At 62.7% G+C, this 26,728-nt stretch carries 17 protein-coding genes; 7 read left to right on the top strand and 10 right to left on the bottom strand.

The genetic code is table 11. The features are described from left to right. The first annotated feature begins 17 nt into the window (after window positions 1–17). The 3 genes from BI364_RS06210 (at window position 18) to BI364_RS06200 (ending at window position 4,816) form a co-directional block, all read left to right on the top strand. Window positions 18–1,832, top strand: coding sequence for a hypothetical protein (locus tag BI364_RS06210; protein ID WP_156782640.1), 1,815 nt, complete (start codon window positions 18–20; stop codon window positions 1,830–1,832). A gap of 77 nt (window positions 1,833–1,909) precedes the next feature. Further along, the gene (locus BI364_RS06205; RefSeq protein ID WP_070077988.1) at window positions 1,910–3,985 is read left to right on the top strand and encodes a GGDEF/EAL domain-containing response regulator; all 2,076 of its coding nucleotides are present in this window, start codon (window positions 1,910–1,912) and stop codon (window positions 3,983–3,985) included. A gap of 48 nt (window positions 3,986–4,033) precedes the next feature. Further along, window positions 4,034–4,816, top strand: coding sequence for a 3-hydroxybutyrate dehydrogenase (locus BI364_RS06200; protein WP_070077987.1), 783 nt, complete (start codon window positions 4,034–4,036; stop codon window positions 4,814–4,816). Window positions 4,817–4,837: 21 nt separating this feature from the next. Here the strand turns inward: BI364_RS06200 and BI364_RS06195 are convergent, their stop codons facing one another. Further along, the gene (locus BI364_RS06195; protein WP_070077986.1) at window positions 4,838–6,019 is read right to left on the bottom strand and encodes a thiolase family protein; all 1,182 of its coding nucleotides are present in this window, start codon (window positions 6,017–6,019) and stop codon (window positions 4,838–4,840) included. 191 nt (window positions 6,020–6,210) lie between these two features. On the opposite strand from BI364_RS06195, the gene BI364_RS06190 reads away from it, so the two are divergent. Continuing rightward, a complete protein-coding gene (locus tag BI364_RS06190) occupies window positions 6,211–8,172 on the top strand; it encodes an acetoacetate--CoA ligase (protein ID WP_070079944.1) in 1,962 nt (653 codons plus the stop codon). 444 nt (window positions 8,173–8,616) lie between these two features. Here the strand turns inward: BI364_RS06190 and htpX are convergent, their stop codons facing one another. The 5 genes from htpX to BI364_RS06165 form a co-directional block, all read right to left on the bottom strand. Beyond that, window positions 8,617–9,510, bottom strand: a complete 894-nt coding sequence (gene htpX, locus BI364_RS06185; protein ID WP_070077985.1) for a protease HtpX — start codon at window positions 9,508–9,510, stop codon at window positions 8,617–8,619. Between the two features lie 106 nt (window positions 9,511–9,616). Beyond that, on the bottom strand, window positions 9,617–11,866 hold the full coding sequence (gene parC, locus BI364_RS06180) for a DNA topoisomerase IV subunit A (protein WP_070077984.1): 2,250 nt from the start codon (window positions 11,864–11,866) through the stop codon (window positions 9,617–9,619). Window positions 11,867–11,877: 11 nt separating this feature from the next. Beyond that, complete coding sequence (locus BI364_RS06175) at window positions 11,878–12,810, bottom strand: HAD family hydrolase (protein ID WP_070077983.1); 933 nt, start codon at window positions 12,808–12,810, stop codon at window positions 11,878–11,880. A gap of 57 nt (window positions 12,811–12,867) precedes the next feature. Further along, window positions 12,868–14,751 (bottom strand): DNA topoisomerase IV subunit B, encoded by a 1,884-nt coding sequence (parE, locus tag BI364_RS06170; protein WP_070077982.1) that lies wholly within the window; start codon window positions 14,749–14,751, stop codon window positions 12,868–12,870. A gap of 28 nt (window positions 14,752–14,779) precedes the next feature. Next, window positions 14,780–15,556, bottom strand: coding sequence for a ferritin-like domain-containing protein (locus BI364_RS06165; RefSeq protein ID WP_070079943.1), 777 nt, complete (start codon window positions 15,554–15,556; stop codon window positions 14,780–14,782). Window positions 15,557–15,811: 255 nt separating this feature from the next. Here BI364_RS06165 and trxA point away from each other — a divergent pair, with 255 nt between their 5' ends. From trxA to BI364_RS06150, 3 genes are all read left to right on the top strand, one after another. Further along, entirely contained in the window at window positions 15,812–16,672 is an 861-nt protein-coding gene (gene trxA / locus BI364_RS06160; RefSeq protein ID WP_070079942.1) for a thioredoxin, read from the top strand. Window positions 16,673–16,851: 179 nt separating this feature from the next. Beyond that, a complete protein-coding gene (locus BI364_RS06155; protein WP_070077981.1) occupies window positions 16,852–18,120 on the top strand; it encodes an MFS transporter in 1,269 nt (422 codons plus the stop codon). A gap of 4 nt (window positions 18,121–18,124) precedes the next feature. Next, window positions 18,125–18,886, top strand: coding sequence for an AraC family transcriptional regulator (locus BI364_RS06150; RefSeq protein WP_083251191.1), 762 nt, complete (start codon window positions 18,125–18,127; stop codon window positions 18,884–18,886). Window positions 18,887–19,154: 268 nt separating this feature from the next. Here BI364_RS06150 and BI364_RS06145 read toward each other — a convergent pair whose 3' ends face one another. From BI364_RS06145 to BI364_RS06130, 4 genes are all read right to left on the bottom strand, one after another. Beyond that, window positions 19,155–20,015: a phospholipase D-like domain-containing protein gene (locus tag BI364_RS06145; RefSeq protein WP_070077980.1), complete on the bottom strand. Its 861-nt coding sequence runs from the start codon at window positions 20,013–20,015 to the stop codon at window positions 19,155–19,157. A gap of 246 nt (window positions 20,016–20,261) precedes the next feature. Next, the gene (locus BI364_RS06140; RefSeq protein WP_070077979.1) at window positions 20,262–23,663 is read right to left on the bottom strand and encodes a DEAD/DEAH box helicase family protein; all 3,402 of its coding nucleotides are present in this window, start codon (window positions 23,661–23,663) and stop codon (window positions 20,262–20,264) included. Window positions 23,664–23,840: 177 nt separating this feature from the next. Beyond that, entirely contained in the window at window positions 23,841–25,034 is a 1,194-nt protein-coding gene (locus tag BI364_RS06135) for a restriction endonuclease subunit S (RefSeq protein WP_070077978.1), read from the bottom strand. Further along, window positions 25,031–26,527: a type I restriction-modification system subunit M gene (locus BI364_RS06130; RefSeq protein WP_070077977.1), complete on the bottom strand. Its 1,497-nt coding sequence runs from the start codon at window positions 26,525–26,527 to the stop codon at window positions 25,031–25,033. Before BI364_RS06130 ends, BI364_RS06135 begins: the two co-directional genes overlap by 4 nt. Between the last annotated feature and the right edge of the window lie 201 nt (window positions 26,528–26,728).

Below are 26,728 nucleotides of genomic sequence, written 5' to 3'. Positions count from 1 at the left end.
AGCCGGACACGACGCCGATGCTGTGGCCCTTGCTGAAGACTCGGCCTTCTCTAGATGAAGGCATTCCCCTATCGCCCAGACCGTTGCGTCGCTGGCTTAAGGCCCTGCCGCTGGTCGACATGGGAGAAACCACCCGGCTGATTTACAACGGCCTGCTCACACTCAATCAAGCCCAGTTGCCCGCCGGACAGCGCATACAGAATATGGAGCTGATCCGTGAGAGCGCCCAGGCCGTGCTGCAACATCTCGCCCGCCAGTTCATCGCACGTTCGCTGCCGCTGCCGCCGCGTGGCCGCAAAATTCTTCGACTGCTGCTACGCCTGCACAAGGAACTTTCCACGGGCTACAAGTTGGCTTTGCGGGATGCCTCGAAAGGCGAGGCCTTGAGCAGTAAACTCCTAACACTCGCCACCCACAGGGCATTACGACACATGGGCCTCATACACCTGCAAGCCGCGCAGATGTATGAAACCGAGCCCGCGGGCATGTGGCATGACATCCACTTGCTTTATGCCTTCGCCGAGGAACACCAACTCACGGCCAACGTAGTCAAGGACAACACCTACCACAATATCCGGCAATCGAGCATCGCAGAGGCGTATCTTCAAATTGCCCTACTCGCGCTGACCACTCCCACCACCCTTCGTCAGGGTGAGGCCGAGCGCTTGGCCAGTTTCTTCGAGAAGACCGCAACGCTCGTCAGCATCGACAACCAGCCGGTCACCGATGCGAGCAATGGGGTCTACCTGATCAATCTCGACCTGGACCGCCCGCCCGCCTATACCACGCTAACGGATATCCCGGCGGCCTCTAGCCTGCGCAGCATTGCGTCGGACAGACTGCTGACACAGCTTCGCGCGCAACTACAGGGGAGTGCCACCGGCCTGCCCGGCACGCAGGCAGCCGGCATCCTGCCTCCGGAACTCGCCCGACGGCTCCTGCTCACGCTCACTCAGCACGCCAAACGAGACTTTGCGCGTGCCGACCGCGACGAGCGGATTTATGTCGCCATCGGACTCGACTCGATCCACCGCGCGATACAAGCCGATCCAGAGCGCCCTACGGCACATGGTGAGTCGCTCAAGGCCGCGGGCCTGCCCGACATGGCGCGCAGCCTCAAACTGCAAACGATTTCCGAGCATCACCGTACCCACAACGCCGACCCCACGAACTATTATGACCCGAACGCCACCAGCGACGACATCTGGCGACTGGTGGTCAACGACGCGTTATGGGATCGCAACGCACCGCCACAGGACACCGCGGATTTCATGCCCGCAGACAGCGCTGCGGACGTCGATCAAAATCCGCCGCAGGAGTGGGCGCATTGGCGGCTGCTCAATGCAAGTCCAGGCGGCTACTGTATCAGCTGGGAGCAGCCTGGCCCCGCTCGTTCCCAGGTCGGTGAACTGATCGCTCTGCGCGAACGCGAAGGACGCAAGACTTTGTGGCGTATCGGGCTCATCCGTTGGATGCGTAACATCCCGGAACAAGGACTGATCATCGGCATCCAGTTACTCGCCGCCCGCAGCTATCAGATCACCGTGCATGCCGCACAGACGCGTCGGCACCCCGGCATGGGAGCGATGGATGCACTGCTACTGCCCGAGGTCAAAGCCCTCCGGCAGCCTGGCTCCCTGATCGTGCCAGCCGGTCGCTTCCAGGCCGGAGACGAAGTGGTCATCACCGAAGGCGCCAACGAGAGTCATATCCGGCTTCAGGAATGCCTCCAATACGCATCCAGCTTTGCGCAGTTCATGATTAGCACGATCGACACCGGTTCACCTGCCTCGCAGGACAGCGGATTCGACGCGCTCTGGTCCAAATTATGATAGAACGGGGTTCTCCCACCGCATGCCTCCACTAGGACGCATGCTGCAATCCACCCCGGGATCGAGAGTCTCACCTCATGGACACCAAGCGGCTGGCGCCGATCATCGTCACGACCGACCTCAATGAAGCCGAGGAACTGATCAGTGCGATCAGAAACTGCGGCTACGCGGTCCGACCCACGGTCATCGCCTCGGAAGAAATGCTCCGCGAGCAATTGCCGACGATCCAAGCCGATCTGTTGCTCTTCGATATCGAAAAATCGGGGCTGGAGCTATCGAACCTGAGAGCCATTATCAGCGATGCCGGCAAGCATCTGCCAATGATCGCCCTCACCCACAAACCACTTGCCGACCCGATGCCCTATCTCGAATCCGGTGTCGATGATGTCGTTGTGGCCTCCAATCACGAACATCTTCAGCACGTGGTCACGCGTACTGCGCTCGCGCAAACCAACTGGCGCGCCCTCAAACACGCCCAGGCACTGGTACGCGAGGCGGAAAAACGTTGCCAGCTCCTGCTCGAAAGCTCCAAGGATGCGGTCGGCTATGCCCACGAGGGCATGCATATCTACGCCAACCGATCCTACCTCGACCTCTTCGGCTTCGGCGACATGGATGAAATCGAGGGCGTGCCGTTAATGGATCTTGTGACCCGCCAGGACCGAGGCGACGTCAAGGAATTCCTCCGCCAGTATGCCCGGAGTAGCGAACCGGAACAGACGCTATCGACGCATCTGCTAACGGTCAGCGGCGATGAATTCGATGCCGAATTGGCCTTCAGCCCAGCCAGTATCGATGGTGAAGACTGTACTCAGATCGTCATCCGCCGGCATGATGGCGATACCAAGGAACTGGAAAAACAAATCCATTTCCTGAGTCAGCGCGACCTCATGACTGGGCTGTACAACCGTCAGTACTTTATGGAACAGCTCAAGGAAACGGTGACTGCCGCCACCCGTGGGCTCGGTAACCGGGCAGTCATTTTACTCGCGTTGGATCGCTTCGAATCGCTCAAGGAAACCTTCGGCATTTCCGGCAGCGACATGGTGCTGGTAGATTTTGGCAAGTTACTCGAACAGCAAATTACCGAAGGCGATATCGCCTGCCGCTTCGACGGCAATCGCTTCATCGTACTGACCCATGCCTGGCAAGCCGAGGCGCTGCAGGCCTACATGGACCGCCTCAACCACGCCATCACCAATCACATCTGCGAACTTGACGGCAGGTCGATTGCCAGTCCCGCCAGCCTCGGCGGCAGCGTTATCGACGAGAATGCGCCCGACGCCAACGAGGTCCTCGCTCGTGCGGAACGGGCATTCAAACAGGCCAATTCGACTGGCGGCCAGGGCGTGATCTATCGCCCTCGCGAGGGCGAAATGAGCCAGCGGCAACTCGACGAATTGTGGAGCAAGCGCCTGCGCGAGGCCATCAAGGAAAATCGCATGCGCCTGCTCTTCCAACCGATCGTCAGCCTGAACGGTGACCATGGCGAGCACTACAACGTCTCCATGCGCATGCTCGACGACAAAGGTCAGCCGGTCGCGGCTCGCGAATTCATGCCCAGCGCCGAACGCAGCGGCGTCGCGAAGATGTTGGACCGCTGGGTGCTGCATCACACCCTCAAGCAGGTCTCCTCACGTCTGCGAGAGAACAAGCGCACGATCCTGTTCATCAAACTGACAGCCGGTTCGTTGCAGGACCCGGAAATGCTTCCCTGGCTGGCCGAACAACTCAAGGAAAACCGCATCCTCGGTGACCTGCTGGTGTTCGAGATCAAGACCGGCGTTGCGGTCAACTATCTACGCCAAGCGCGCGAATTCCAGAAGGGACTACGCCAGATTCACTGCCGTCTCGCACTCGACGACTTCGGTAGCGGCGCCAATCCGTTCCAACTGCTCAAACAAGTGCCGGCAGACTATCTCAAGTTCGATGGCACCTTCATGGACGATTTGCCCAATAGTCCGGAAAATCAGGAAACCCTCAAACTGCTGACCAGCCAGGCACACGCCGAGAATCGCATGGTGATCGCGCAGCGCGTCGAAGATCCGCAAGTCCTCCCAACGTTATGGGGTTTAGGCATCAACTATATCCAGGGAAATTTCCTGCAGGTGCCTTCTGAACGTATGGATTATGACTTCACCGCCATGGGTTGAATCGGTGACGCACGAACGCCATACGGATTTTATTAGGGAAGGATCAAGATGAAACTCGCCGGCAAAACCGCGCTCGTTACCGGGGCCGCCAGCGGCATCGGTCGTGGCATCGCCGAATGCTTCGCCCGTGAGGGCGCCGCCGTGGCTATCGCCGACATCAACCACGACGCCGCCGAAGCGGTGGCCGCATCGATCAATCGCGCGGGCGGTCGCGCCATCGGCATCGCCATGGATGTGACTCAGGAAAATGAAGTCGAGCAAGGCACGAATAGCGCTGTCGAGGCCTTTGGCGCACTCGACATTCTGATTTCCAATGCCGGCGTGCAGATCGTCAATCCCATCGTCGACTACGCCTTCGCAGATTGGCGACGCATGCTCGCCATCCATCTCGATGGCGCCTTCCTCACCACACGCGCCGCGCTACGCCATATGTACCGAGACGCGCGTGGTGGAATCGTCATCTATATGGGATCGGTACACTCGCACGAAGCCTCACCGCTGAAATCGGCCTATGTCACCGCCAAGCACGGGCTGCTGGGCTTGGCGCGCGTGCTGGCCAAGGAAGGAGCTGCACACAACGTGCGCGCCCACGTCATCTGTCCCGGCTTCGTGCGTACACCGCTGGTCGACAAACAGATACCGGAACAGGCGCGCGAGTTGGGAATCAGCGAGGATGAGGTAATCCGCAAGATCATGCTCGGCAACACCGTGGACGGGGTGTTCACGACGGTCGAGGACATCGCCGAGACGGCGCTATTCCTCAGTGCCTTCCCGTCGGCCGCGCTTACCGGACAGTCCGTGACCGTCAGTCACGGCTGGCACATGCAATAGGCAAACCCCCAGGCGCAGACCTCAGATCCGCTCCACGGCGATTGCCGTCGCCTCGCCACCCCCGATGCACAGAGCCGCGACACCGCGCCGAAGGCCGCGCGCGCGCAGCGCGTGCAATAGCGTGACCACGATTCGCGCACCACTTGCACCGATCGGGTGACCCAGGGCACAGGCCCCGCCGTTGACGTTCATACGCGCGTGGTCAATACCCAACTCCTCCATCACCGCCATGGCGACTACCGCGAAGGCTTCGTTGACTTCGAACAGGTCAACCGCCCGCACATCCCAACCGACCTGACGCAACAGACGCTCGATAGCTCCCACCGGCGCCGTGGTAAACCACTCCGGCGCTTGCGAATGTCCGGCATGACCCACGATCCGGGCCAACGGAACGAGCCCGCGTGCCGCCGCCGTTTCCGCAGACATCAACACCATCGCGGCCGCGCCGTCGGCGATACTCGAAGCCGTGGCGGCCGTAATCGTACCGCCGTCTCGACGGAAGACCGGCCGCAGCAGAGCGATCCGCGAGGGCTCGCATCGTGAAGGCCCTTCGTCCTGACCGATCGGAGGGGCCGCATCGTCGGCATTTCCAAGCGACAGCCGTACCAGCTCAGCCTCAAACCCCCCACTCGATTGCGCCGTACGTGCACGCTCGACCGAAGCAACTGCGAAGGCATCCTGACGCGCCCGATCGAAACCGTAACGCTCTGCCGTTGCCTCGCCGAACAGGCCCATCGGTTGACCATCGTAGGCATCAGTCAGACCATCGCGAGCCATGTGATCGAGCACCTCGAAGCTCCCGTAACGATGCCCCTCGCGCGAGCCGGGAATCAAATGAGGGGCCCCACTCATCGATTCCATGCCGCCTGCCACCACCACTTCCGCCGAACCGGCACGGATCAGATCGTGCCCGAACATGATCGCCTTCATCCCCGATCCGCAAACCTTGTTCACGGTCGTACAACCGACCGACAGGGCCAATCCAGCGGCCAATGCCGCCTGCCGAGCAGGCGCCTGGCCGAGGCCTGCGCTCAGCACGCAACCCATGATCACCTCCGAGACCACGTCTGGCGCGAGTTGTGCGTCCGCTACCGCGGCACGGATGGCAGCGGCACCGAGCGCAGGGGCCGGCAAATCCGCCAACGCGCCACGAAACACGCCGATGGGAGTGCGGCGCGCACTGACGATAACAATCTCGGACATGGCTCGATTTCCGTGATAATGGCGGTCATGCCGCCTGGCTGGTCGGCATTATTGCAATGCCTCGACAGACGAGCAAACGCGGACACCCCCCAAGCCTTTCGCTGCGCCCAGCCTGCCGGTAGTATTCGCCGACTTTGGATACGCGCTAGGCTATGTTCGCGCATAGTCTGCAACAGGCAAGGAATGAACCGATGGATCAGCCACTCTGGCAACCGGATGCACGCAAGGCCGAAGACTCGAATATGGCGCGTTTCCTGCGTTTCGTACGCGAGCACACAGGTAATCCAGACATCCAGCGCTACGCACCGCTGTGGGATTTCTCCGTACGCCAGCCCGCGCGCTTCTGGTCACTGCTGTGGGAGTTCTGCGGCGTGCGTGCCAATGGCGAATTCGAGCCAGCCTTGATAGATGGCGACTGCATGCCTGGCGCGCGCTGGTTTCCCGACATGCGCCTCAATTTTGCCGCAAACCTCCTACGCCACCGAGACGCCAACCCCGCCCTGATCTTTCGCAATGAGTGGGGCCACGCACGCACGCTGAGCTACGCCGAGCTACACACAGAGGTTGCCCGCTTTGCCGACGCTCTGCGCCGCGCCGGGGTGAGACAAGGCGATCGCGTTGCTGGTTATTTGCCCAACATCCCCGAAACCGTAATCGGCATGCTTGCCAGCGCCTCCTTGGGCGCCATCTGGTCGTCGACCTCGCCTGATTTCGGCGTCAAAGGCGTAACCGACCGCTTCGGACAGATCGCGCCGAAGGTACTCATCGCCGTCGATGCCTACCCCTATGGCGGCAAGACGCACGACTGCATGGAAAAGCTGCGCGAACTGCAACACGCGCTGCCCTCGGTGACGCACACCATCATCGTGCCCTACTCCGGCCAAGCGCCGGATCTGGCCGGCCTGCCCACAGCAGTCGCCTGGCCCGATTTCGTTACCTCACAGGACACACCTCCGCTCGACTACATCGACGGCCCCTTCGACCATCCGCTGTATATTCTCTATTCCTCCGGCACCACTGGCGTGCCCAAGTGCATTGTCCACGGCGCCGGCGGCACGCTACTGCAGCACCTCAAGGAACTGGTACTGCATACCGATCTCAAGCGCGAAGATCGTATCTTCTACTACACCACCTGCGGCTGGATGATGTGGAACTGGCTAGTCTCCGGGCTCGCCACCGGCGCCGGTATCGTGCTCTACGACGGCTCGCCATTCCATCCCAACGGCAATGTACTGTGGAACCTCGTCGACGAGCTCGACATCAGCATTTTCGGCACCAGCGCCAAGTGGCTGGCCGCCTCCGAGAAAGCCGGCATAAGACCCAGACTCAGCCATCGTCTGAGTGCGCTCAAGAGCATCCTGTCGACCGGCTCACCGCTCGCACCCGAAAGCTTCGATTACGTTTACCGCGACGTGAAGCCCGACCTCATGCTCGCTTCCATTTCCGGCGGCACCGACATCGTCTCCTGCTTCGCACTCGGCAATCCGTTGCTGCCCGTCTACCGCGGTGAGCTGCAATGCCGCGGCCTCGGACTCAAGGTTGAGGCCTACGATGCCGACGGCCATCCCGTTCGTGGCGAGCCCGGCGAACTCGTCTGCGAGGCTCCTTTCCCCTCCATGCCCATCGGTTTCTGGAACGACCCCGACGGCACGAAATACCACGCGGCCTATTTCGAGCGCTTCCCCGGCGTGTGGGCGCACGGCGATTTCGTGGAAATCACCTCGCGTGCGAGCATCATCATCCACGGCCGCTCCGACACCACCCTCAACCCCGGCGGCGTGCGTATCGGTACTGCCGAGATCTATCGCCAGGTCGAACAGATCCCAGAAGTACTCGAATCCATCGCCATCGGCCAGCACTGGCGCGACGACGAACGCATCGTACTCTTCGTGCGCCTGCGAGAAGGCGTCACACTCGACGAAACCCTGCGCCGATGCATTCGTCAGCAGATTCGCGATAACACCACGCCACGCCATGTCCCGGCACGCATCGAACAGGTCGCCGACCTGCCACGAACACGCTCGGGCAAGCTCACAGAACTGGCCGTTCGCGAAGCCATCCATGGGCGCCCCGTGACCAACACGGATGCCATCGCTAATCCGGAAATACTGGAAGTCTTCGCTGCCATGCGTGCCGATCTGGCCGGAGAATGAGCCTGTCAGGCGAGAGATTGCATGCTCGCCTGACAAGCGCCTAATAACGTGCGCTTATCCAGTTCACCAACCGAATGAGAGAATCATTTCTCTCGTCCACCTCACCACCACATTGATTTTTCCAAAGCGCAGCCATAAGCGTGATTTTTCTTTAACACACACAAGAAAAATCGCTGGGGAAATCGAGCGCCTTACAAAGACACCCATGATCGCCCGGCCATTCACGGCCAATATCGAAACCCGATTGACGACCTTTTCTCTGAATCATCGATCAGCAAATCAAACCGGTCCATGAAACCTCATCACCACGGCTCCGCTATACCTGGCCATTCATCCACGATTTTTCCACTGCATCTCGATATCGATATCGATTGCCCATCACGCGCATAAAAAAGGGGCCGCATTCAGCGGCCCCTCTTGCTCTAACGCTTGGTCACTATCGACTCAACGCATCGCCTCCAGTGCGGCAATACGCTCCTCCAGCGGAGGATGGCTCATAAACAGCTTACGCAAGCCATGACCCAGGCCGCCGTTGATGCCAAAGGCGGCGAGCTGGCCGGGGAGCTCCTCCGGCTCGTGCGCGTGCTGCAGGCGACGCAGTGCCGCAATCATCTTATCGCGCCCCGCCAGCTTGGCGCCGCCGGCGTCGGCACGGAACTCGCGCTTACGCGAGAACCACATCACGATCGCCGAGGCGAGGATGGCGAGAAAGATTTCGGTGACGATCACGGTGATGAAATACGCAGGGCCGTAATCGCGCTCGCTCTTAAAGACCACGCGGTCGACCACGTGTCCGACGATGCGGGCAATGAAGATCACGAAGGTATTGATCACGCCCTGGATTAGCGTCAGGGTGACCATATCCCCGTTGGCCACGTGGCTGATCTCATGGGCCAGCACGGCCTCGATTTCATCGCGCTCCATACCCTGCAGCAGTCCGGTACTCACCGCGACCAAGGCCTTGTTGCGGCTCGCGCCGGTCGCAAAGGCGTTCATGTCCGGGCTGTCGAACACGCCAACCTCCGGCATACCCAGATTAGCCTGACGCGCCAGTCGCTGCACCGTTTCCATCAGCCAGATTTCACTGCTGGTGCGCGGCTGGTCGATGACCTGCACGCCCATGCTCCTCTTGGCCATCCACTTGGACAGGAAAAGCGAGATGAACGCGCCGCCGAAACCGAACACGGACGCCAATAACAGCAGGCCCATGTAGTTGATCTGGCCGCTCTTGGTCTGGATGCCATGCACGCCCGTCACCGCCATCAGGACGTTGAGCACAATGCTCAAGACCACCATGATGGCAATATTGGTCGCCAGGAACAGCAGGATGCGCTTCATGTATCGATGCCCTCGGTTATGTTTTTGCCCAGAATAATGATTGTGTGTCGTCGCATGGAATTCAAGTACATTTCCGCCGTACCCGCCCCATCTTTACACTTCGTTATCACTCGTCGGCTTTCAGCGCATCAACACGCTGAAAGCCACGCGGCAAGCGTTGACCGCGACGCCCCCGCTCACCGGCGTATTCGTCCAGCTCGGCCGGTTTGAGCACCTTGTGGCGTTGCCCGGCATGCAGCGTCAGCGCCTGGCCAGGCAACAGCGGGGCCAATGCAACCACGCGCTCCTCCCCAGCCTTCAGGCGTGCAGAGGGAATGCCGATCAGGCGATTGCCTTTGCCCTTGGCCATGCGCGGCAACTCGTCGAGGTCGATCACCAGCAAGTGCCCTGCGTCGCTGGCGATCGCGAGCTGCAGCCCGCTGCCCGCCGGTATCGGGCAGGGCGGCAACACGGCCGCACCGGCCGGCACGCTCAGTACCACCTTACCGGACTTGTTACGCGACATGAGATCGCCGAGGCGAGCGACGAAGCCGTAACCCCAGTCGGTGGCAAGCAGCACCGAATCGTCCTCCGCGCCCAACAGCAGGCCGACAAAGCGCGCATCCGCTGGCGGGCTCAGACGCCCCGTCAGCGGCTCGCCCTGTCCGCGCGCCGAGGGCAGCGTATGGGCCGGCAGTGCATAGCAGCGGCCCGTCGAGTCGATGAATAGTGCGTTCTGATTGCTGCGCCCGGCAGCCGCGGCGAGGAAAACGTCGCCGGCCTTGTAGGTCAGCCCTGCGGCGTCGACCTCATGCCCCTTTGCCGCGCGTACCCAGCCCATGCTCGAGAGCACCACGGTCACCGGCTCGGAGGGCACCAACGAGGCTTCGCTCATGGCCTGAGCAGCGGCACGGGCGACGATGGGCGAACGACGCGCATCGCCATAGGTTTTTGCGTCTTCCTCGATTTCCTGCTTGATCAGCCGCTTGAGGCGTGCCTCGGAACCAAGCACGCGCTCCAGCCCTTCGCGCTCTTTCTGCAGCGCCTCCTGCTCGCCGCGAATCTTCATCTCCTCCAGCCGAGCCAGTTGGCGCAAGCGGGTGTCAAGAATGTAGTCCGCCTGGTCTTCGCTCAAACCGAAGCGCGCCATGAGTGCGGGTTTGGGTTCGTCCTCAGTGCGGATGATGTGGATCACCTCATCCAGGTTGAGGAAGGCGATCAGCAGGCCATCCAGCAGGTGCAGACGGCGGTTGACCTTGTCCAGCCGCCAGTTCAGGCGACGGCGGACCGTTTCGGTGCGAAAACGCAGCCACTCAATCAGCAGCGTGCGCAAGCCCTTGACCTGCGGTCGGCCATCCAGGCCGATCATGTTGAGGTTCACGCGATAACTGCGTTCGAGGTCGGTGGTCGCAAACAGGTGCGCCATCAGCGCGTCGACATCCACACGCGTCGAACGCGGCGTGATCACCAGGCGAGTGGGCTGCTCGTGATCGGATTCGTCGCGCAGATCTTCGACCAGCGGCAACTTCTTGGCCTGCATCTGGCCTGCGATCTGTTCGAGGATCTTGGCGCCGGACACCTGATAAGGCAGTGCATCAACGATGATGTCGCCGTCCTCTTGGCGCCAGCGCGCGCGGAGTCTCAGACTGCCGTTGCCACTCGCGTACATCGCTATCAGATCCTCGCGCGGCGTGACGATTTCCGCCTCCGTGGGAAAATCCGGCCCCTGGATGTGTGCACACAGGGCTTCAAGGTCTGCGTCCGGGTGATCCAGCAGGTGTACACAGGCGGCTGCGACCTCGCACAGGTTGTGCGGCGGAATGTCGGTCGCCATGCCAACCGCAATCCCGGTGCCGCCGTTGAGCAGCACGTTCGGCAGACGCGCCGGCAGCAGGGTCGGCTCGTTCAGGGTGCTGTCGAAATTGGGCGCCCAGTCGACCGTACCCTGTTCCAGCTCGGCCAGCAGCAGGCGGGCGTATGGCGAAAGCCGCGATTCGGTGTAGCGCATCGCCGCGAAGCTCTTGGGATCGTCCTGCGAGCCCCAGTTGCCCTGACCGTCGACCAGCGGGTAACGATAGGAGAAGGGCTGCGCCATCAGCACCATGGCCTCATAACAGGCCGAGTCGCCGTGCGGATGGAACTTGCCGAGCACGTCGCCGACGGTACGCGCCGACTTCTTGTACTTGGCCGTGGCCGAAAGGCCCAGTTCGGACATCGCGTAGACGATGCGCCGCTGCACTGGCTTGAGGCCATCGCCGACGTGCGGCAGCGCTCGGTCGAGGATCACGTACATGGAGTAGTCCAGGTACGCCTTTTCGGTGAAGGCCGAGAGCGGCAGGCGCTCGGCGCCTTCGTGATTCGCGTAAGCGTTTGCCATACGGGTGTATTTCAGTCGTTGAGGTGACGGGGAGGCTGGCCGACGCGGGCGCCAAGGGCGGCCTCGCGGTCGCGCACGATACGCTCGGCGATCTCGCGCACCGCGTTGCTCAGCCACATATGGGTCTGCGAACCGGGCCGGTAATCGGCCGGGCCGAAGGACTGCACGCGCCCCTGGCGCTGCAGCTCGTTGATCTGCCGGAACTCATTGTCGTGGCCGGGGTTATATACGCCGTAGGTGCGCCCGCCGCTGCGCTTGACCACGGAGAACACGGGCACGTCCGACGGACCGTCGGCGACATACACGATATTCTGGAACGGAATGCGACGCTCGCCCTCGGCCAGATTGGCGTTCACGCTGATCTGATCGGGATGCTTGTTCACACCCTTGTTGATCTCGAACACCGCGCGGGTCTTGGTCGTGTTATCCAGCACGTAGCCGATCTGGGCGATCTCATCGCCCTCGCCGTCCAGGTCCTCGACGAACTCGCAACCCCACACACCATCCAGCTCCGAGGCCAGCGCGCTACCACGAATGGTGCGTGTGAAGCCGGTGCTGACCACGTAGTGCTCCAGGGTGATGTCGTGATGCGCGAAGGCCGGATCGGCGGCCACCATCGCGCGCAATTCGGCGAAGAAATCGGGCAAGCCCGGATAGAACGCCAGCTCCCGCCCTAGCGATTCGAGCAGTGTGTTGCTCAGTCCCTTGAAGGTTCCGCGACGCACGTAGGCCAGCACGTGGTTCAGGTACGCCATCTCGCTCGCCACCTGTTCGCAGCCACGGGCGCGATACTGCGCCTCCAGCGCGTTGACCTCGCCCCAGAAAGCCTTCTCGTCCACGCCGTAGTGTCGGAACAGCGGCGCCTGCATGTAGCCCGGGATCAGCGTCTTGTCGAAGTCCCAAACCATGGCGACGATGGTCTGGGTGAACAAGGGCGTGCTCATGCCGCGCACCGCCCTGGCCGGTTTTCGCGTAGGTCCGCTTGGCCGTCGGAATACATTTCAGATCTCCGCCAGATTGCCCTTGCGCTCCAGCCATCCGCGCCGATCACTGGCGCGGCGCTTGGCCAGCAGCAGGTCGAGCAGGCTGTCCGTCTCGGTGGTGTCGTCGAGCGTGAGTTGCACCAGCCGACGCGTGTCCGGCGCCATGGTCGTCTCGCGCAGCTGCAGTGGGTTCATCTCGCCGAGGCCCTTGAAACGGGTGACTTGCGGCGTACCCCGCCGGCCTTCGGCTCGCAGACGGTCGAGCACGCCCTCACGCTCGGATTCGTCCAGCGCATAGTAGACCTCCTTGCCGAGGTCCACACGATAGAGCGGTGGCATGGCGACAAACACGTGCCCGCGTGCCACCAACGGCCGGAAGTGGCGCACGAACAGGGCACAAAGCAGCGTCGCAATATGCGCGCCGTCGGAATCTGCGTCGGCGAGAATGCACACCTTGCCGTAACGCAATCCATCGATCTCCGCAGCGCCCGGCTCAATGCCCAGGGCCACGGCGATATCGTGAACTTCCTGCGAGCCGAGTACCTGAGCGGACTCCACCTCCCAGGTATTCAGAATCTTGCCACGCAGCGGCAAAATGGCCTGGAATTCGCGGTTGCGCGCCTGCTTGGCCGACCCGCCTGCGGAATCGCCCTCGACCAAAAAAAGCTCGGTGCGCGCCAGATCCTGGGCACTGCAATCGGCCAGTTTGCCGGGTAGCGCCGGCCCCGAGGTGACCTTCTTGCGCACCACCTTCTTGCCCGCGCGCATGCGCCGGTTGGCGGCGTTGATAACCAGTTCGGCCAGACGTTCGCCTTCGGCCACGTGACGGTTAAGCCACAGGCTGAATGCATCCTTGACCACCCCGGAAACAAAGGCCGCGGCCTCTCGCGAGCCGAGTCGCTCCTTGGTTTGGCCGGCGAACTGCGGATCGGCCAGCTTGAGCGAGAGCACATAACTCACCCGATCCCACACATCCTCCGGCGCCAGCTTGACACCACGCGGGAGCAGGTTGCGGAACTCGCAGAAATCTCTCACCGCCTCGGTCAGGCCGGTACGCAGGCCATTGACGTGGGTGCCGCCCTGCGCGGTGGGGATCAGGTTCACGTAACTTTCCGCGATGCCCTCCCCACCCTCCGGCTGCCACACCAACGCCCATTCGACGGTCTCGCGGCTGCCTTCGGAGCGCCCTACAAAGGGGTCGGCCGGCAGGTGCTCGTATTCGCCGGCCGTTTCCATCAAATAATCGCGCAGGCCATCCTCATAGCACCAGACATCCGACTCCCCGCTGGCCTCGTCGAGCAGCACGACTTCAAGGCCGGGACACAGCACGGCTTTGGCCCGCAATACATGCTTGAGCCGCGCCAGGCTGAATTTCACCGTGTCGAAATAGACTGGGTCCGGCCAGAAACGCAGCGTCGTACCGGTATTGCGCTTGGCCGTGGTGCCAACCACCTCCAGCGGCGTGACCCGTTCGCCACCGGCGAAGGCGATGTGATGCTCCTGGCCATTGCGGCGCACCCACACGTCGAGACGCTTCGACAGCGCGTTGACCACGGACACGCCGACGCCATGCAAGCCACCGGAAAACTGATAGGTCTTGTCGGAAAACTTGCCGCCCGCATGCAAGGTCGAGAGGATCACCTCGACGCCTGGGCGGCCTTGTTCGGGGTGCAGGTCGACCGGCATCCCGCGCCCGTCGTCGACCACCGACACCGAGCCATCGGTATGCAGGGTCACCTCGATCCGGCTGGCAAAACCCGCCAGCGCCTCGTCGACACTGTTGTCGATGACCTCCTGGGCGAGGTGATTCGGGCGCGTGGTATCGGTATACATGCCCGGGCGCTTGCGCACCGGGTCAAGACCGCTCAGTACCTCGATATCCGCCGCGTTATAACCGCTCATGCAACACTCGACTCCCGCCGTTCGTCATTTATTCCTGAGGGTGCCGCAGAGCCTCCAGCCCCGCCAGCTCCATTTCGCTGAAACCCGCTGCCAACCGTCCCGCTGCGTGTAACGGCCCCTGCACATAGCCGGGCGCATGCGTCTTCACCAGCTCGCGAAAGGTGGCCTCCGGCTCCAGGCCCCGCGCGCGACACAGATAAGCGTACCAGTGAGAGCCCGCGGCCACATGGCCGATCTCCTCGCGCAGGATGACCTCAAGCACGGCCACCGTCTCCCTATCGCCTGCCGCGCTCAGGCGCTCGATCATGCCCGGGGTCACGTCCAGTCCGCGCGCCTCCAGCACGCGTGGTACCAGCGCCATGCGCAACAACACGTCGTGATCGGTCTTGCAAGCCATTTCCCAGAGACCGTTATGTGCCGGAAAATCGCCATACGCCCGACCCAGCTCGGCCAGACGATCGCTCACCAGGCCAAAATGCCGGGCCTCCTCGGCGGCAATGCGCAACCAATCGCCGGCGAAGGCCTCCGGCATCTCGCGAAAGCGGTAGACCGCGTCCAGTGCCAGATTCACCGCATTGAACTCGATGTGGGCCACCGCGTGGATCAATGCCACACGACCCGCTGCCGAGCCCAATCCCCGACGTGGCACCTCGCGCGGCGGCACCAGCTCCGGCCGCGCGGGGCGACCCGCCACCGCAACGCGCGCAACCGGCGGCGCGTCGGCTTCCGGCCTCAATCGACCCGCCTGCCAATCGACCCAGAGCTGCGCGGTTGCCGCGCACTTGCGTTGGGGATCAGGCTCCATCAGCGCGGCGAACACACGGGCATGCCGATCGCCCGCCGCAATCGATCCTTCCACCTGTCCGCTGGATATCGGGCTGTTCACAACCGCCGATTATGCCAGATCGCCCCGTCCCGATGTCCGCCGCGTCCGGCGGGATCGCCGGCATGCAGTTGAAGCACCGTACGGCGATCCCCATAGTGGCAGTCACAGGGCATGCGGGAAGCCCGCCGCCGGGCCCCCGCGCATCCACTCACCGATCCGCGAAAGGAAACCAGCATGAGCGATTCACCCTATGTCTTCGACGTCACCGCCGCCGACTTCGCCGAGCGCGTCCTGCAACGCTCGCAGCAGGTGCCTGTGCTCGTCGACTTCTGGGCGGACTGGTGCGGCCCCTGTCGCATGCTCGCGCCAGTGCTCGACAATCTCGCCAATGCCTACGGCGGCAAGCTACTGGTCGCCAAGGTCAACAGCGATGTCGAGCAGGCGCTGGCCAACCAGTACGGCGTCCGCAGCCTGCCCACCGTGAAGCTGTTCGTGGGCGGCGCCGTGGTGGATGAATTCATGGGCGTACAGCCCGAGTCGGCGATCCGAGAACTGCTCGAACGGCATATCCCGCGCGAATCCGACGCTCTGCGCGAGCAGGCCCGCACGCAGGCCGACGCCGGCGATGTCGATGCGGCCCTGGCCCTGCTGCGTCGTGCGCGCGAGGATGATCCCGACAACCACCGCGTCGACCTCGATCTGGCCGATCTACTGATCCGCCAGGGCCAGACGGCCGAGGCCGAGCAGCAACTACGCGCCCTGCCCGCCAAATATGCCGAGGACGCCGACGTCAAGCGCCTGCTCGCCACCTGCCAGCTCGCCGCGCAACAGGCCGACGCCCCGCCGCTCGACGAACTGCGCGCACGCGTCACGGCGCAGCCGGACGATCTCGACACCCGCGAACAGCTCGCCGCCGCCTGCATCCTCGCCGGCGAATACGAAGCAGGCATGGACGAATACCTCGACATCATGCGCCGCGACCGCCAGCACAACGACGAAGCCGGCCGACGCGGCCTGCTCGCCGCCTTCGAACTCCTCGGCAACGACGAACGCGTCACGCCCTACCGACGGAAGATGTTCAATCTGATGCACTGACTGGACAGCCCCCAGGGCGCCACCCGCCATGGTGGCGCCTTTGTCCCTGCCCGCTGCAGTAACTGTCCGATTCGATACTAAACAGGTCTTTTACGAACATATCGACCCAGCCTTTCCAGTACTAGTCTGGCCTCGTGACGTGGCGCCTTCGCCCGTCGAATAGAACTGCGAGGCCCGACATGAGCATTGTCCTACCTGAAACCAAGGCGCGCGGCAGCGCGAGACGCTGGGCTGTTGCCGCACTGGCCTTCAGCCTATTCCTGGCAGCCATGGACAGCACAGTCGTCGCCGTGCTGTTGCCTGACATCGGCCACGCTCTGGGCGACACCACGCAGCGCGCATGGGTCATGTCCGCCTACCTGCTTGCCGTCATGCTGTGCGCACCCCCAGCCGGACATTTGGCGGACCGTTACGGAACGCGCCCGATACTGACCTATGCGCTCGGTCTGTTTGGTATCGCCTCAGCCGGCTGCGGTCTCGCCACCGGCATGCATGGACTGATTGCCCTGCGCGCATTGCAGGGGATAGCGGGCGGATCCATCATCGTGCTGGATTACACCCTGCTGGGCAGCCTGTTCGCCCCCCACGAACGTGCCAAGGCCCAAGGCCTGCTGAGCCTTGTCTGGGGGCTGGCCGCGCTGACCGGACCCGCCATAGGCGCATCGGTATCCGCTGCTTTCGGCTGGCGCAGCGTGTTCTGGATCAACCTGCCGCTGGCCCTTGCCCTCATGCTGCTATTGCGTGGCGTCCGGGACAATGTCCCCGCCGCCGCGCCGCGTGCGCCTCGGCAACCCTGCCTATCCTGGCCTTCGAGCCGCAAGTTGATTGCGGGCGCGGTCGAACACCGTGACCTGCTCGCCGCCTTCGCGCTTTCGTTTCTGTCCAGCGCAGCACTCTACGGCACGGTCGTGCTCCTGCCGTTCTACATCCGCTTCGGTGTAGAAACGAGCCCCTACCTTGCGGCTGGCACGATCACGCTGGCAGCCATCGGCTGGTCAACGGGTTCGGCCGTCTGCGGGCATCTGCTCAACCGCGGCGGCTATCGCAGGTTCGCGGCGCTCGGCATCGTGATGATGATTTCGGGTGCGGCACTGCTGGCGCTGGAAGGCCGGCACACGGACACGATCACAATCTGGGTGGCCATGAGTCTGCTGGGATTCGGCGTCGGTTTCGTCGCCACAGCCTCGCTCGTCTTGGCACAGAACCAAGCGACCGGAGAGCAGCTCGGCAGCCGCACGGCCGCCATCCAGTTCCTCAGAAATCTTGGTGCGGCCATCGGCATCAATACGCTGACGGCTGTGCAAATCGGCCAGCGCGCCAGGCCGGATGGCGGTTTCCATGCCGCTTTCACGATGCTGGTCCTGACACTGACGCCAGCCCTTGGACTCGCCCTCCTGCTCCCAGGACGCTATCTTGAGGCCAAGCCCCCGAACGGTCCCAGCAGATAAGCGAATGACCGCAGCAGACGCACCCTTGAAAGCTATCAACACCGGCGGCACGCTGACGACCCGCCGCGCCGAAATGCTCGAAGAACAGCCTCATCGACATGCGGCCGGACAATTCGTCCTAGTCAAGCGCGGTCACCTCGTCGGCGGTACGGAGATGAGCCAATGGCTACTGCAGTCAGGCATGGCCGTCTGGATACCACCGTGGCAGAGCCACTGGGGACGGACCCGCGACGATGTCGAAATTGCAGCGCTTTACCTGTCCGAAGAGCAGAGCCGCGACATGCCCGCGCACGTCATGCTCATGCGCGCCACCTCTCTCATGCTGGCACTCGTCGACCGCCTGCTAGACACGAAGCGAAAGCTGCCCTCGCCCCGGCTCAAACGCAACATACTCGAACTGCTAAGAGAGGAAATCGCAGGTTCCGAGCCAGATGGCTGGATATTACCCCTCCCGTCCGACCGCCGCCTGCAGAGCATCGCAAACGCCTTGCTCAGCAATCCGTCAGACCGACGGACACTATCGTCGTGGGCAAGCGAAGTAGGCGCGACCGAACGCACGCTTGCTCGGCTATTCAAGCGCGAAACCGGTATGAGTTTCAGGGACTGGTGCCATACCCTGCGTCTGCGCGAAGCCGTGCAAGGATTGTCCGCTGGCATGAGCAACACCGAGCTGGGCGAGACACTGGGATTTTCCTCAGCCGACTGTTTCGTGCACTGGTTCGTGAAGATGACTGGTGCATCGCCCAAAAACCGTCGCCCCGGCTGACGTGCGCACCGCGGCCACCCGCCGCACCCCTTAGTTCGCCGTATCAGACGCCGATTCGGCCAAGACGGCCCATTGGCCATCGTCGCTGACCAGTGCCTCCTGACTGCCTTGCGCTGTTTCGATTTAGTATCTCGTGAAACCCGCTTCGCGCTGGCAGCGAATGGCCGGCGCGAACACGGCGTGGACTTCAGCCACATAGCGATACAGCATCCTGCATGCTCTACGTGCCAACATCACGAAGGCGACAGGCTGCTGTCGTGGAAGTGAACTAGGGTTTTGCTGCGGACCAGTCCTGCTCAAATTGACGGCGGACCTGCGACAGGATCTTGCCGCCGAACGTGATGCCGACTTCGCGGTTGTGGTAGAGCGAGGTGTGCGTGATGTTGATCGAGCCGATGTACCCCCGGTCGTCGCCGGCGATCATCTTGGCGTGCATGTACACCCCGCTCATGTAGCGCACCTGGACGCCCGCGTGCCGCAACGCCCCGATCTCGTGCGCGTCATGCCGTCTTGCGCGACTCGGCAGGATCAGCCGGATAGCGTGGCCCTTGCGCGCCATCGCGCGGATCACCGGGCCGGTCTTGCCGATATCGTCCTGCTCCATATCCAGCTTGCCCGGCTGATCGATGAGGCGAACCATGCGCCAGGCACTGCCGGGCGAGAGCACGAGATATTTTCGCGGCCCATCCCCGGCCGGTTTATTGTGCCAATCCGCAGCGAAGACCTCGCGCGCCGCCTTGACGATGGCGGGATTCGAGAAGCGGATGATGTATTCGCGGTTCCGGTTGAATCCCGCGGCGGTGTAGTCCGCCGTACCGATCGCGCACATCGAGGTGTTGCACACATAATCGGCGCGGTCGTAGGCGAAGCGCTGCGGGGTGCCGTGCACATCGATCCCCATGTCCGTGATGCGCTTGTACTCGTCCACGACCTGCCAGAGCCCCATTCCATGGGGCGCCCGATCGAGAATGATGCGCACCTTCACGCCCCGGTCGGACGCCTTTTTGAGCGCCACAAGCACCCGCTTGTCGGACAGGATGTAGACGTTGAGATCGACGCGCCTGCGCGCCTGTTCGATGATCTGCACGATTGGCTGACGGCCATCATGCGGTTCGATATAAAGATGCAAGCACAACCTCTTCAGCTGACGGGCGGAAGCGCGTCTCGATAAGCCCGTTGGATCACATGAAGCGATGCCAGATCGGAAATAAAACCACCGTCCGCTCGTCGCCGGGCTTTTCGGTGCAACGGGCGTTCATGGCGGCCAAAACTCATGTCAATGGACAGTTATGCCCTATGACCGAAGATTTCCATGAAAAATCCAAGGCAGCCATGTTTGATCCAGCGATGGGCGACGGGATCGCCCAGCAATGGCCTAACCCGCTGCGCTCAGCCCCTCGCGGGTTGTCTTCAAGGTATCAAACAGCCCTTCGACGACCTTCTCCCGCCCGGCGAACACCGCTTCGGGTCCACCCGCATCGAGTGAGCTGAACGGCGCCTCGTAGAGCGCATCATCCGTCATCACGCCGCGCGTGGTGAGCTGATCGATGATCAGCTCGACGAAACGCATCTGCTTCGGGCTCAGGCTGCGGTCGTTGAGGAACTGGGCAAACGCCGCCTGCGCGGCGGCGCGGTCCATGCCCACGAGGCTGCGCACGAACCAGGGCAGCGAGGGCGCCTCGCTGCGCTTGAGCAGGTCGCCCAGCAGCGCCGCCCCCTCGTCCGCGCCGATCTCGGCCAGTGTTTTTTCCAGGCCGTGCAGATCCGTCTCGGTCAGCGGCTGATTGCTGCGCAGGCGACGGATAACCAGATGATCGAGGTGGTTGCGCAGATAATCGCGCACCTTCTTCTCGTATTGCACGCCGGTCATCTTCGGCATGTACACGGCCTGTTCCTCGCGCACGCCGAGCACTTCGTCGCGGAAATCGGTGAACACGATCTGGCGCTTCTGCTTGTCGAGAAAGGGCACCAGTAAGCGCAATCGCAGGCGCATGTCCTCCAGCGCCGCCAGGCTCAGCCCCTCCCAGAACCCTGGCTCCTGCAGTGCAACCAGATAACCGAGCTGCTCCTTGACCGCCGGGATGCCGGCCTTGTCCTCCAGCAGCATGGCGATCTCCATCATCCGCTGGCGCAGCGTCTCCAGCGTGCGGCCGTCGCCCTCGGCCAGCGCGAGCTGCATACGCAGCGCAGTGTGGTCGAACAGGCGCGATTCGATTTCGTCGGTCGGCAGCTCGCTGGGCAGGCCGGCCACCTCGCGCTGCAGGCGCTCGCGGTCGTGCTCGCTCAATGCGTTCCAGGCCGCGCGGTCCTGGAAGCGCTCCACTGCCTCCAGATGCAGGCGCACGATGAAGTTCTCGCGGTTCATCGCAGTGACTTCACCATGCAGGTCGTCGGTGAGCGCCCTGCCCAGCGCGGCATCCGGGTCCAGGTTGGTGTCGGACTGTACGTGGCCCAGCAGCTTCACCCGCGCACGAAACAGCCGCGCGCCCAGCGCCACACCGCCGCTGGCGTCGATGCCCTGGGGGTTCTCTTTGAAGAAGTCGAAATTGAAGCAGCAGTCGAACACGCGGAAATCCGCCTTGTCCTCGCCGGGGCCGAACAGGTCCGGGCACAGCCGCGTGCCGCGCCCGATCATCTGCCAGAACTTGATCCGCGAGTACACCGGCTTGAAGAACACCAGATTGGCCACTTCCGGCACGTCAATGCCGGTGTCGAGCATGTCCACCGAGAGGGCGATGTGCGGCGCCTTATCCGCCTGCGAGAAGTCGTCGATCAGGCTCTGCGGGTACTTGGCGCGGTTGTCGATCACCCGGGCGAAGTGGCCCTGGTAATGTGGGTAGTGGTGGTTGAAGCGCGCCTCGATGAAGGCCGCGTGCTCGTGGTTGCGGGCAAAGACGATCGTCTTGGCCAGCCGGTCGCCGCCCTCAACGGTGTGACCATTCGCCATCAGGTGCTGCAGCACCTTGTCCACGGTGTCCTTGTTGAAGAGCCAGTTGTTGATCGCCGCGGCGTTGACGTGTTCGGGCAACGCCCCCGGCTCCACCTCGTCGCCCCAGTCCAGGCTTTCCCACTGCGCCTGCTCGTCCTCGCTGAGCGCAGCGTAGTCGATGCCTTCGCGGGGGAAGCGCAGGTCGACCTGCTGCACCCGCGGCGGCACCAGGAAGCCGTCGCGCACCGCCGTGTCCAGTTCGTAGGCGTCGGTCGGCACCCCCGCTTCCAGCTCGAACAGTTCGTAAGTGTTGCGGTCCACCTCCTCGCGCGGCGTCGCCGTGAGGCCCACCAGCAGCGAGTCGAAGTAATCGAAGATCGCGCCGTATTTCTGGTACACCGAGCGGTGCGCCTCGTCGATCACGACCAAATCGAAATGCCCCACGCCGAAGCGTGCCGTGCCGCCGTCGCTCTGGTCGATCAGATTCAGCATCGTCGGATAAGTGCACACGTAGACCCGCCCTTCCGCGTGCTTCTCGGTGACGAGGTTCACCGGGCTGGACTCCGGCAGATGGGTCTTGAAGGCGTTGACCGCCTGATTGACCAGCGACACGCGGTCGGCCAGGAACAGCGCGCGCTTGACCCAGCCGGCGCGCTGCAGCGCGTCAACCAGCGCAATGGCCGTGCGCGTCTTGCCGGTGCCGGTGGCCATCACCAACAGTGCCTTGCGCCGCGCCTGGGCGAACTGCGCGAACAGGCTGCCGATGGCGCGCTTCTGGTAATAGCGTCCAGCGATGGCGTCCTTCACTGTGGCCACGTCCAGCGGCGCGCGCTGTGTGCGGCGCAGGATCAGGCGCTGCAGCTCGTCCTTCTTGTAGAACCCGGCCACCTTGCGCGGCGGATAGCCCGTGTCATCCCACAGCCAAGTCTCATAGCCGTTGGTGTAGAAGATCACCGGCCGCTGGCCGTACATGGTCTCCAGGCAGTCGGCGTAGAGCTTCGCCTGCTGCCGGCCCGCCGTCGGATCTGCCGTGGTTCGCTTAGCCTCCACCACCGCCAGCGGCTTGCCGTCGTCGCCCCAGAGCACGTAGTCGGCGTAGCCGACGCCCTTGCTGTTGGGCATGCCGGTCACTTCGTATTCACGGTCGCGGGCTTGGTCCAGCGGCCAGCCGGCGCGGCCCAGGTCCACGTCGATCAGGTATTCGCGGGTCTTGGCTTCGGAGTAGTCGTGCGTGTCCGGGGTCGCCTCGGCCTCGGCGCGCACTTCGGCCAGCCGCGTGCGCAGGGTTTGCAGCTCGGCGTCCAGCGCATCGCGCGCCTGCTGCTGCTTGAGCGCGGCCTCGCTCTGCGCCGCGAGCTGGGCTTCCAGCGCTTCCAGCTGCTCGCGCGGCACGGTGGCTTCGGCCGATGCATCGGCGGGGGCCGACCTCGGCACGCGGGTATCGTCCCAGGCCGCGCCCTGACGCGAGGCGTCCGGGGCATAGGTGCGCACCAGCCAGTAGCAGACGTGGTGCAGTTCTTTCACCACCTGCAGCGCGTCGTACTGCGTAACGGGGCGTTGGCTGTGTACCGCCTGATTGCCCAGCTTCTGGATCACCCGCGCCTTCTGATACACCGGCTGCGGCAACAGGTGCTGCAGGCTCGGCTCGTGCAGCAGCGCGCCCAGCGAACGGTCATAGGGCATACGCAGCGCCGGGTCGTGGCGGTACAGCCAGTGCAGCGCCGCCTCCAGCGTGAAGCGGGCGTGGAAGCAGGCCGCGCGCGGGTCGCCATCGATATGCCCCTCTGCCCTTCGGGCGGACGCCGCGATGTCGCGGAAGGTCTCGGGCAGGAAGGCGAAGTTGGTCATGGGCTGGTTGCGTCGGGCTTAGCGCAGCGGCGTCATGCGCTGCGGCCGCGAACGGCGCCGGCGGTCGCTGGGGAGGGAATTGAAAAAGCACATCGAGTTGTCGTTCATCCATGACCCGCAACGTTTTTGTTGTTCATGCCTGAGGTTCGATAGTAGCAATAAATCGACGACGCCCGGTCAAAGTGCTCCGTTGAACGCACGCGACTGCAGCGAGGCGAACAGGGTGTCCAGTTCGGCGAGATGGGCGCGCAGGCGGGTTTTTTGGCGTTCGATGGATTCGACGATGGTGGCGAAATGACGTTGGAGACCCGGGGGAGGAACAATCGATGTGACTGCGCCAATTTTGGTAGGAGATGTATGCTTCACCTTTGTTCCGGTAGATGTGCGTTGAAGCTCGCCTCGAACCCAAGGTGTGTTGAATAAATGATAGACAAACTGAGCGGTTAGCCGCTCTCCAATACGTATGCGACCCAACCGCTGATTGTGTAGAAACCTGTCATTTTCAGGGACGAAAATGGGACTACCCAATAGACCGGGCGCTTGCTCTGTCATTGCCACCAATAACTCCCCGGCAGGAAGTATGTACTTTTCTGGTGGGGTTGCAGCGTAGTATTTTGTTTTACTCCCTTGGTTTCGATACCCGCCATCTTCGTAAAAACTCCCCGGAGTTAGGACTATGTAGTCCCCATGGTCAGAAAAGTACTCGCTCTTGAATGCAAATCCGTGTTCAACAGTGATGACTCGATCTAAAGAGCTGACCTCCCATCCCTTCGGATTCGTCACCGGATCGCCGAACAGGTCGAGGAAGGTGGATTGCAGGAGGGTGTCGAGCTGGGCGAGGGTTTCGCGGCGCTTGGCCCGCAAGGCGTCCGCCGCATCCAGAATCGCCGCAATCCGCTTCTGCTCGGCGAGGGGTGGGAGGGGGATTTTGAGGTTTGCGAAAAACTCAGCGGGCACACGTCTTTGTCCGGCAGCCCCCTTCATTTTCATCTGGCCGGCTCGACGTATGTATGGGTCTCGAAGTAAGTGGAAGAGGTATACCCCGTCGACTTCTTTACCTGGCCGAATGACGTGAAATTCTGTGGAACCGAAAGCTTGGCGATGAGGCAATTGGGTTGCGTGTGCCATCTTTCCATTCTCGAAGCACGGAGTGATCTTGGCCAATATGATGTCGCCCCGCTGGAACGGCGTGTACCCCTTTGCAACCTCGGCGTACGGGCGATCCTCCGGTGCTTCTATAGAAAGCGTCTCTTCTGAAACCGATGCCATCGGTACAAAACTGACCGTGTCTTGCGGCTTAGGTTTGTCATTGATGTGTAGCCGAGGGTTGACCTCGGCAACTTTTGAAATTGCAACATTTTGCCCTGTCACGCCAGCATTCCCTCTAGCGCTCTCTGTCCATCAGTAATCTCCGCCTCCAGCTCCGCCAACCGCGCCAAAATCACCTGCGGCGGATCGTATGCGATGGCTTCGTATTCGACTTCCTTGTAGCGGCTGATGGAAAGGTCGTAGTCGTTGGCGGCGATCTCGGCCTTGGGTACGCAGAAGCTTTGCGCGGTGCGCGGGCGGTCGGCCTCCGCTTCTCGGTTCCGCCAGCGGGCGAGGATGTCGGGCAGGTCGCTCTTGTCCGGCTGTGGGGCGCGCTTGTCGTCCAGCGAGAAGCCGTCGGCGCGCATGTCGTAGAACCAGACGGTGTCGGTGCCGCCGGAGTCGGTCCGGGTGAAGAAGAGGATGGCGGTGCTGACGCCGGCGTAGGGCTTGAACACGCCGGAGGGCATGGACACGATGGCGTCGAGCTTCTGCTCCTCGACCAGCAGCGTGCGCAAGGTTTTGTGCGCATTGCTGGAGCCGAACAGCACGCCGTCGGGCACGATGACGGCGGCACGCCCGCCGGTTTGCATGAGTCGCAGGAACAGGGCGAGGAACAACAGCTCGGTCTTCTTGGTCTTGACGATGCGCTGCAGGTCCTTGGCGGTGGATTCGTAGTCCAGGCTGCCGGCAAACGGGGGATTGGCGAGGATCAGCGAATATTTGCCGGCGTCGTCTCCGGTGGCGCCGCTGGCGCCTTCGGCCAGCGAGTCGCGGTAACGGATGTCGGGGTTTTCGACGCCGTGCAGCAGCATGTTCATGCTGCCGATGCGCAGCATGGTGCTGTCGAAGTCGTAGCCGTGGAAGGTGTGGTCGTTGAAGCGGCGGCGTGCCTTTGCGTTGCGGTAGATGGCGTCGCCGTGATGCGTGCGCAGCGATTCGGAGGCGGCGATGAGAAAGCCGGCGGTGCCGCAGGCCGGGTCGCAGATGACATCGAGCGGGGTGGGCGCGGTCATGTCGACCATGAGATTGATGATGTGGCGCGGGGTGCGGAACTGGCCGTTCTGGCCGGCGCTGGCGATTTTGCCGAGCATGTATTCGTAGAGATCGCCCCTGGTGTCGGCATCGGCCATGTCGATGTCATCGAGCTGATCGACGACGTTGGCCAACACGCGCGGGGCGGGCATCATGAACAGGGCGTCGCGCATGTGGTGGGTGTAGGTACTGCCGCCCTGGCCGTCATCCTCGCGCTGGCTACCCAGCGTCTTGATGAAGGGGAACACTTCATCGCGCACGGTGGCGAACATCTGCTCCGGGGCAGTCTCCTTGAAGCGCGACCAGCGCAGGCCATCCTGACCGGGACCAAAAATCGGCTCCTCAATCGGCTTGCCGGTGCGCGCGGCCTTGCGCTCCTTGAGCGTGTGCAACTCGTCGAGGCGCTTGATAAACAGCAGGTAGGTGAGCTGCTCGATGACGGACATCGGGTTGGAGATGCCGCCCGACCACATGGTGTTCCAGATGCTATCGATCTTGGATTTGATTTCGCCGGTGATCATGTGCGTCCTTACGATGGGTCAAACCGTGGCGATGGTATCGCATCCCAGCACGGTTCGACGCTATCGGGGAGGATTCATCGATGAGCAGGCGCCGGAGAGAGAGCGCGCGCGTAGGTGGGGCCGATGCAGGTGGCCCAACGTCCACGTCCAAAGCCACCCAATCACCCCGCCTCGGATGCATTCGGCCGAGGCGCGGGCATG

The organism is Acidihalobacter yilgarnensis, assembly GCF_001753245.1.
Lineage (GTDB): Bacteria > Pseudomonadota > Gammaproteobacteria > DSM-5130 > Acidihalobacteraceae > Acidihalobacter > Acidihalobacter yilgarnensis.
The sequence above is the reverse complement of the archived record's forward strand: the minus strand, read 5'-3'. Positions and strand labels throughout refer to the sequence as shown.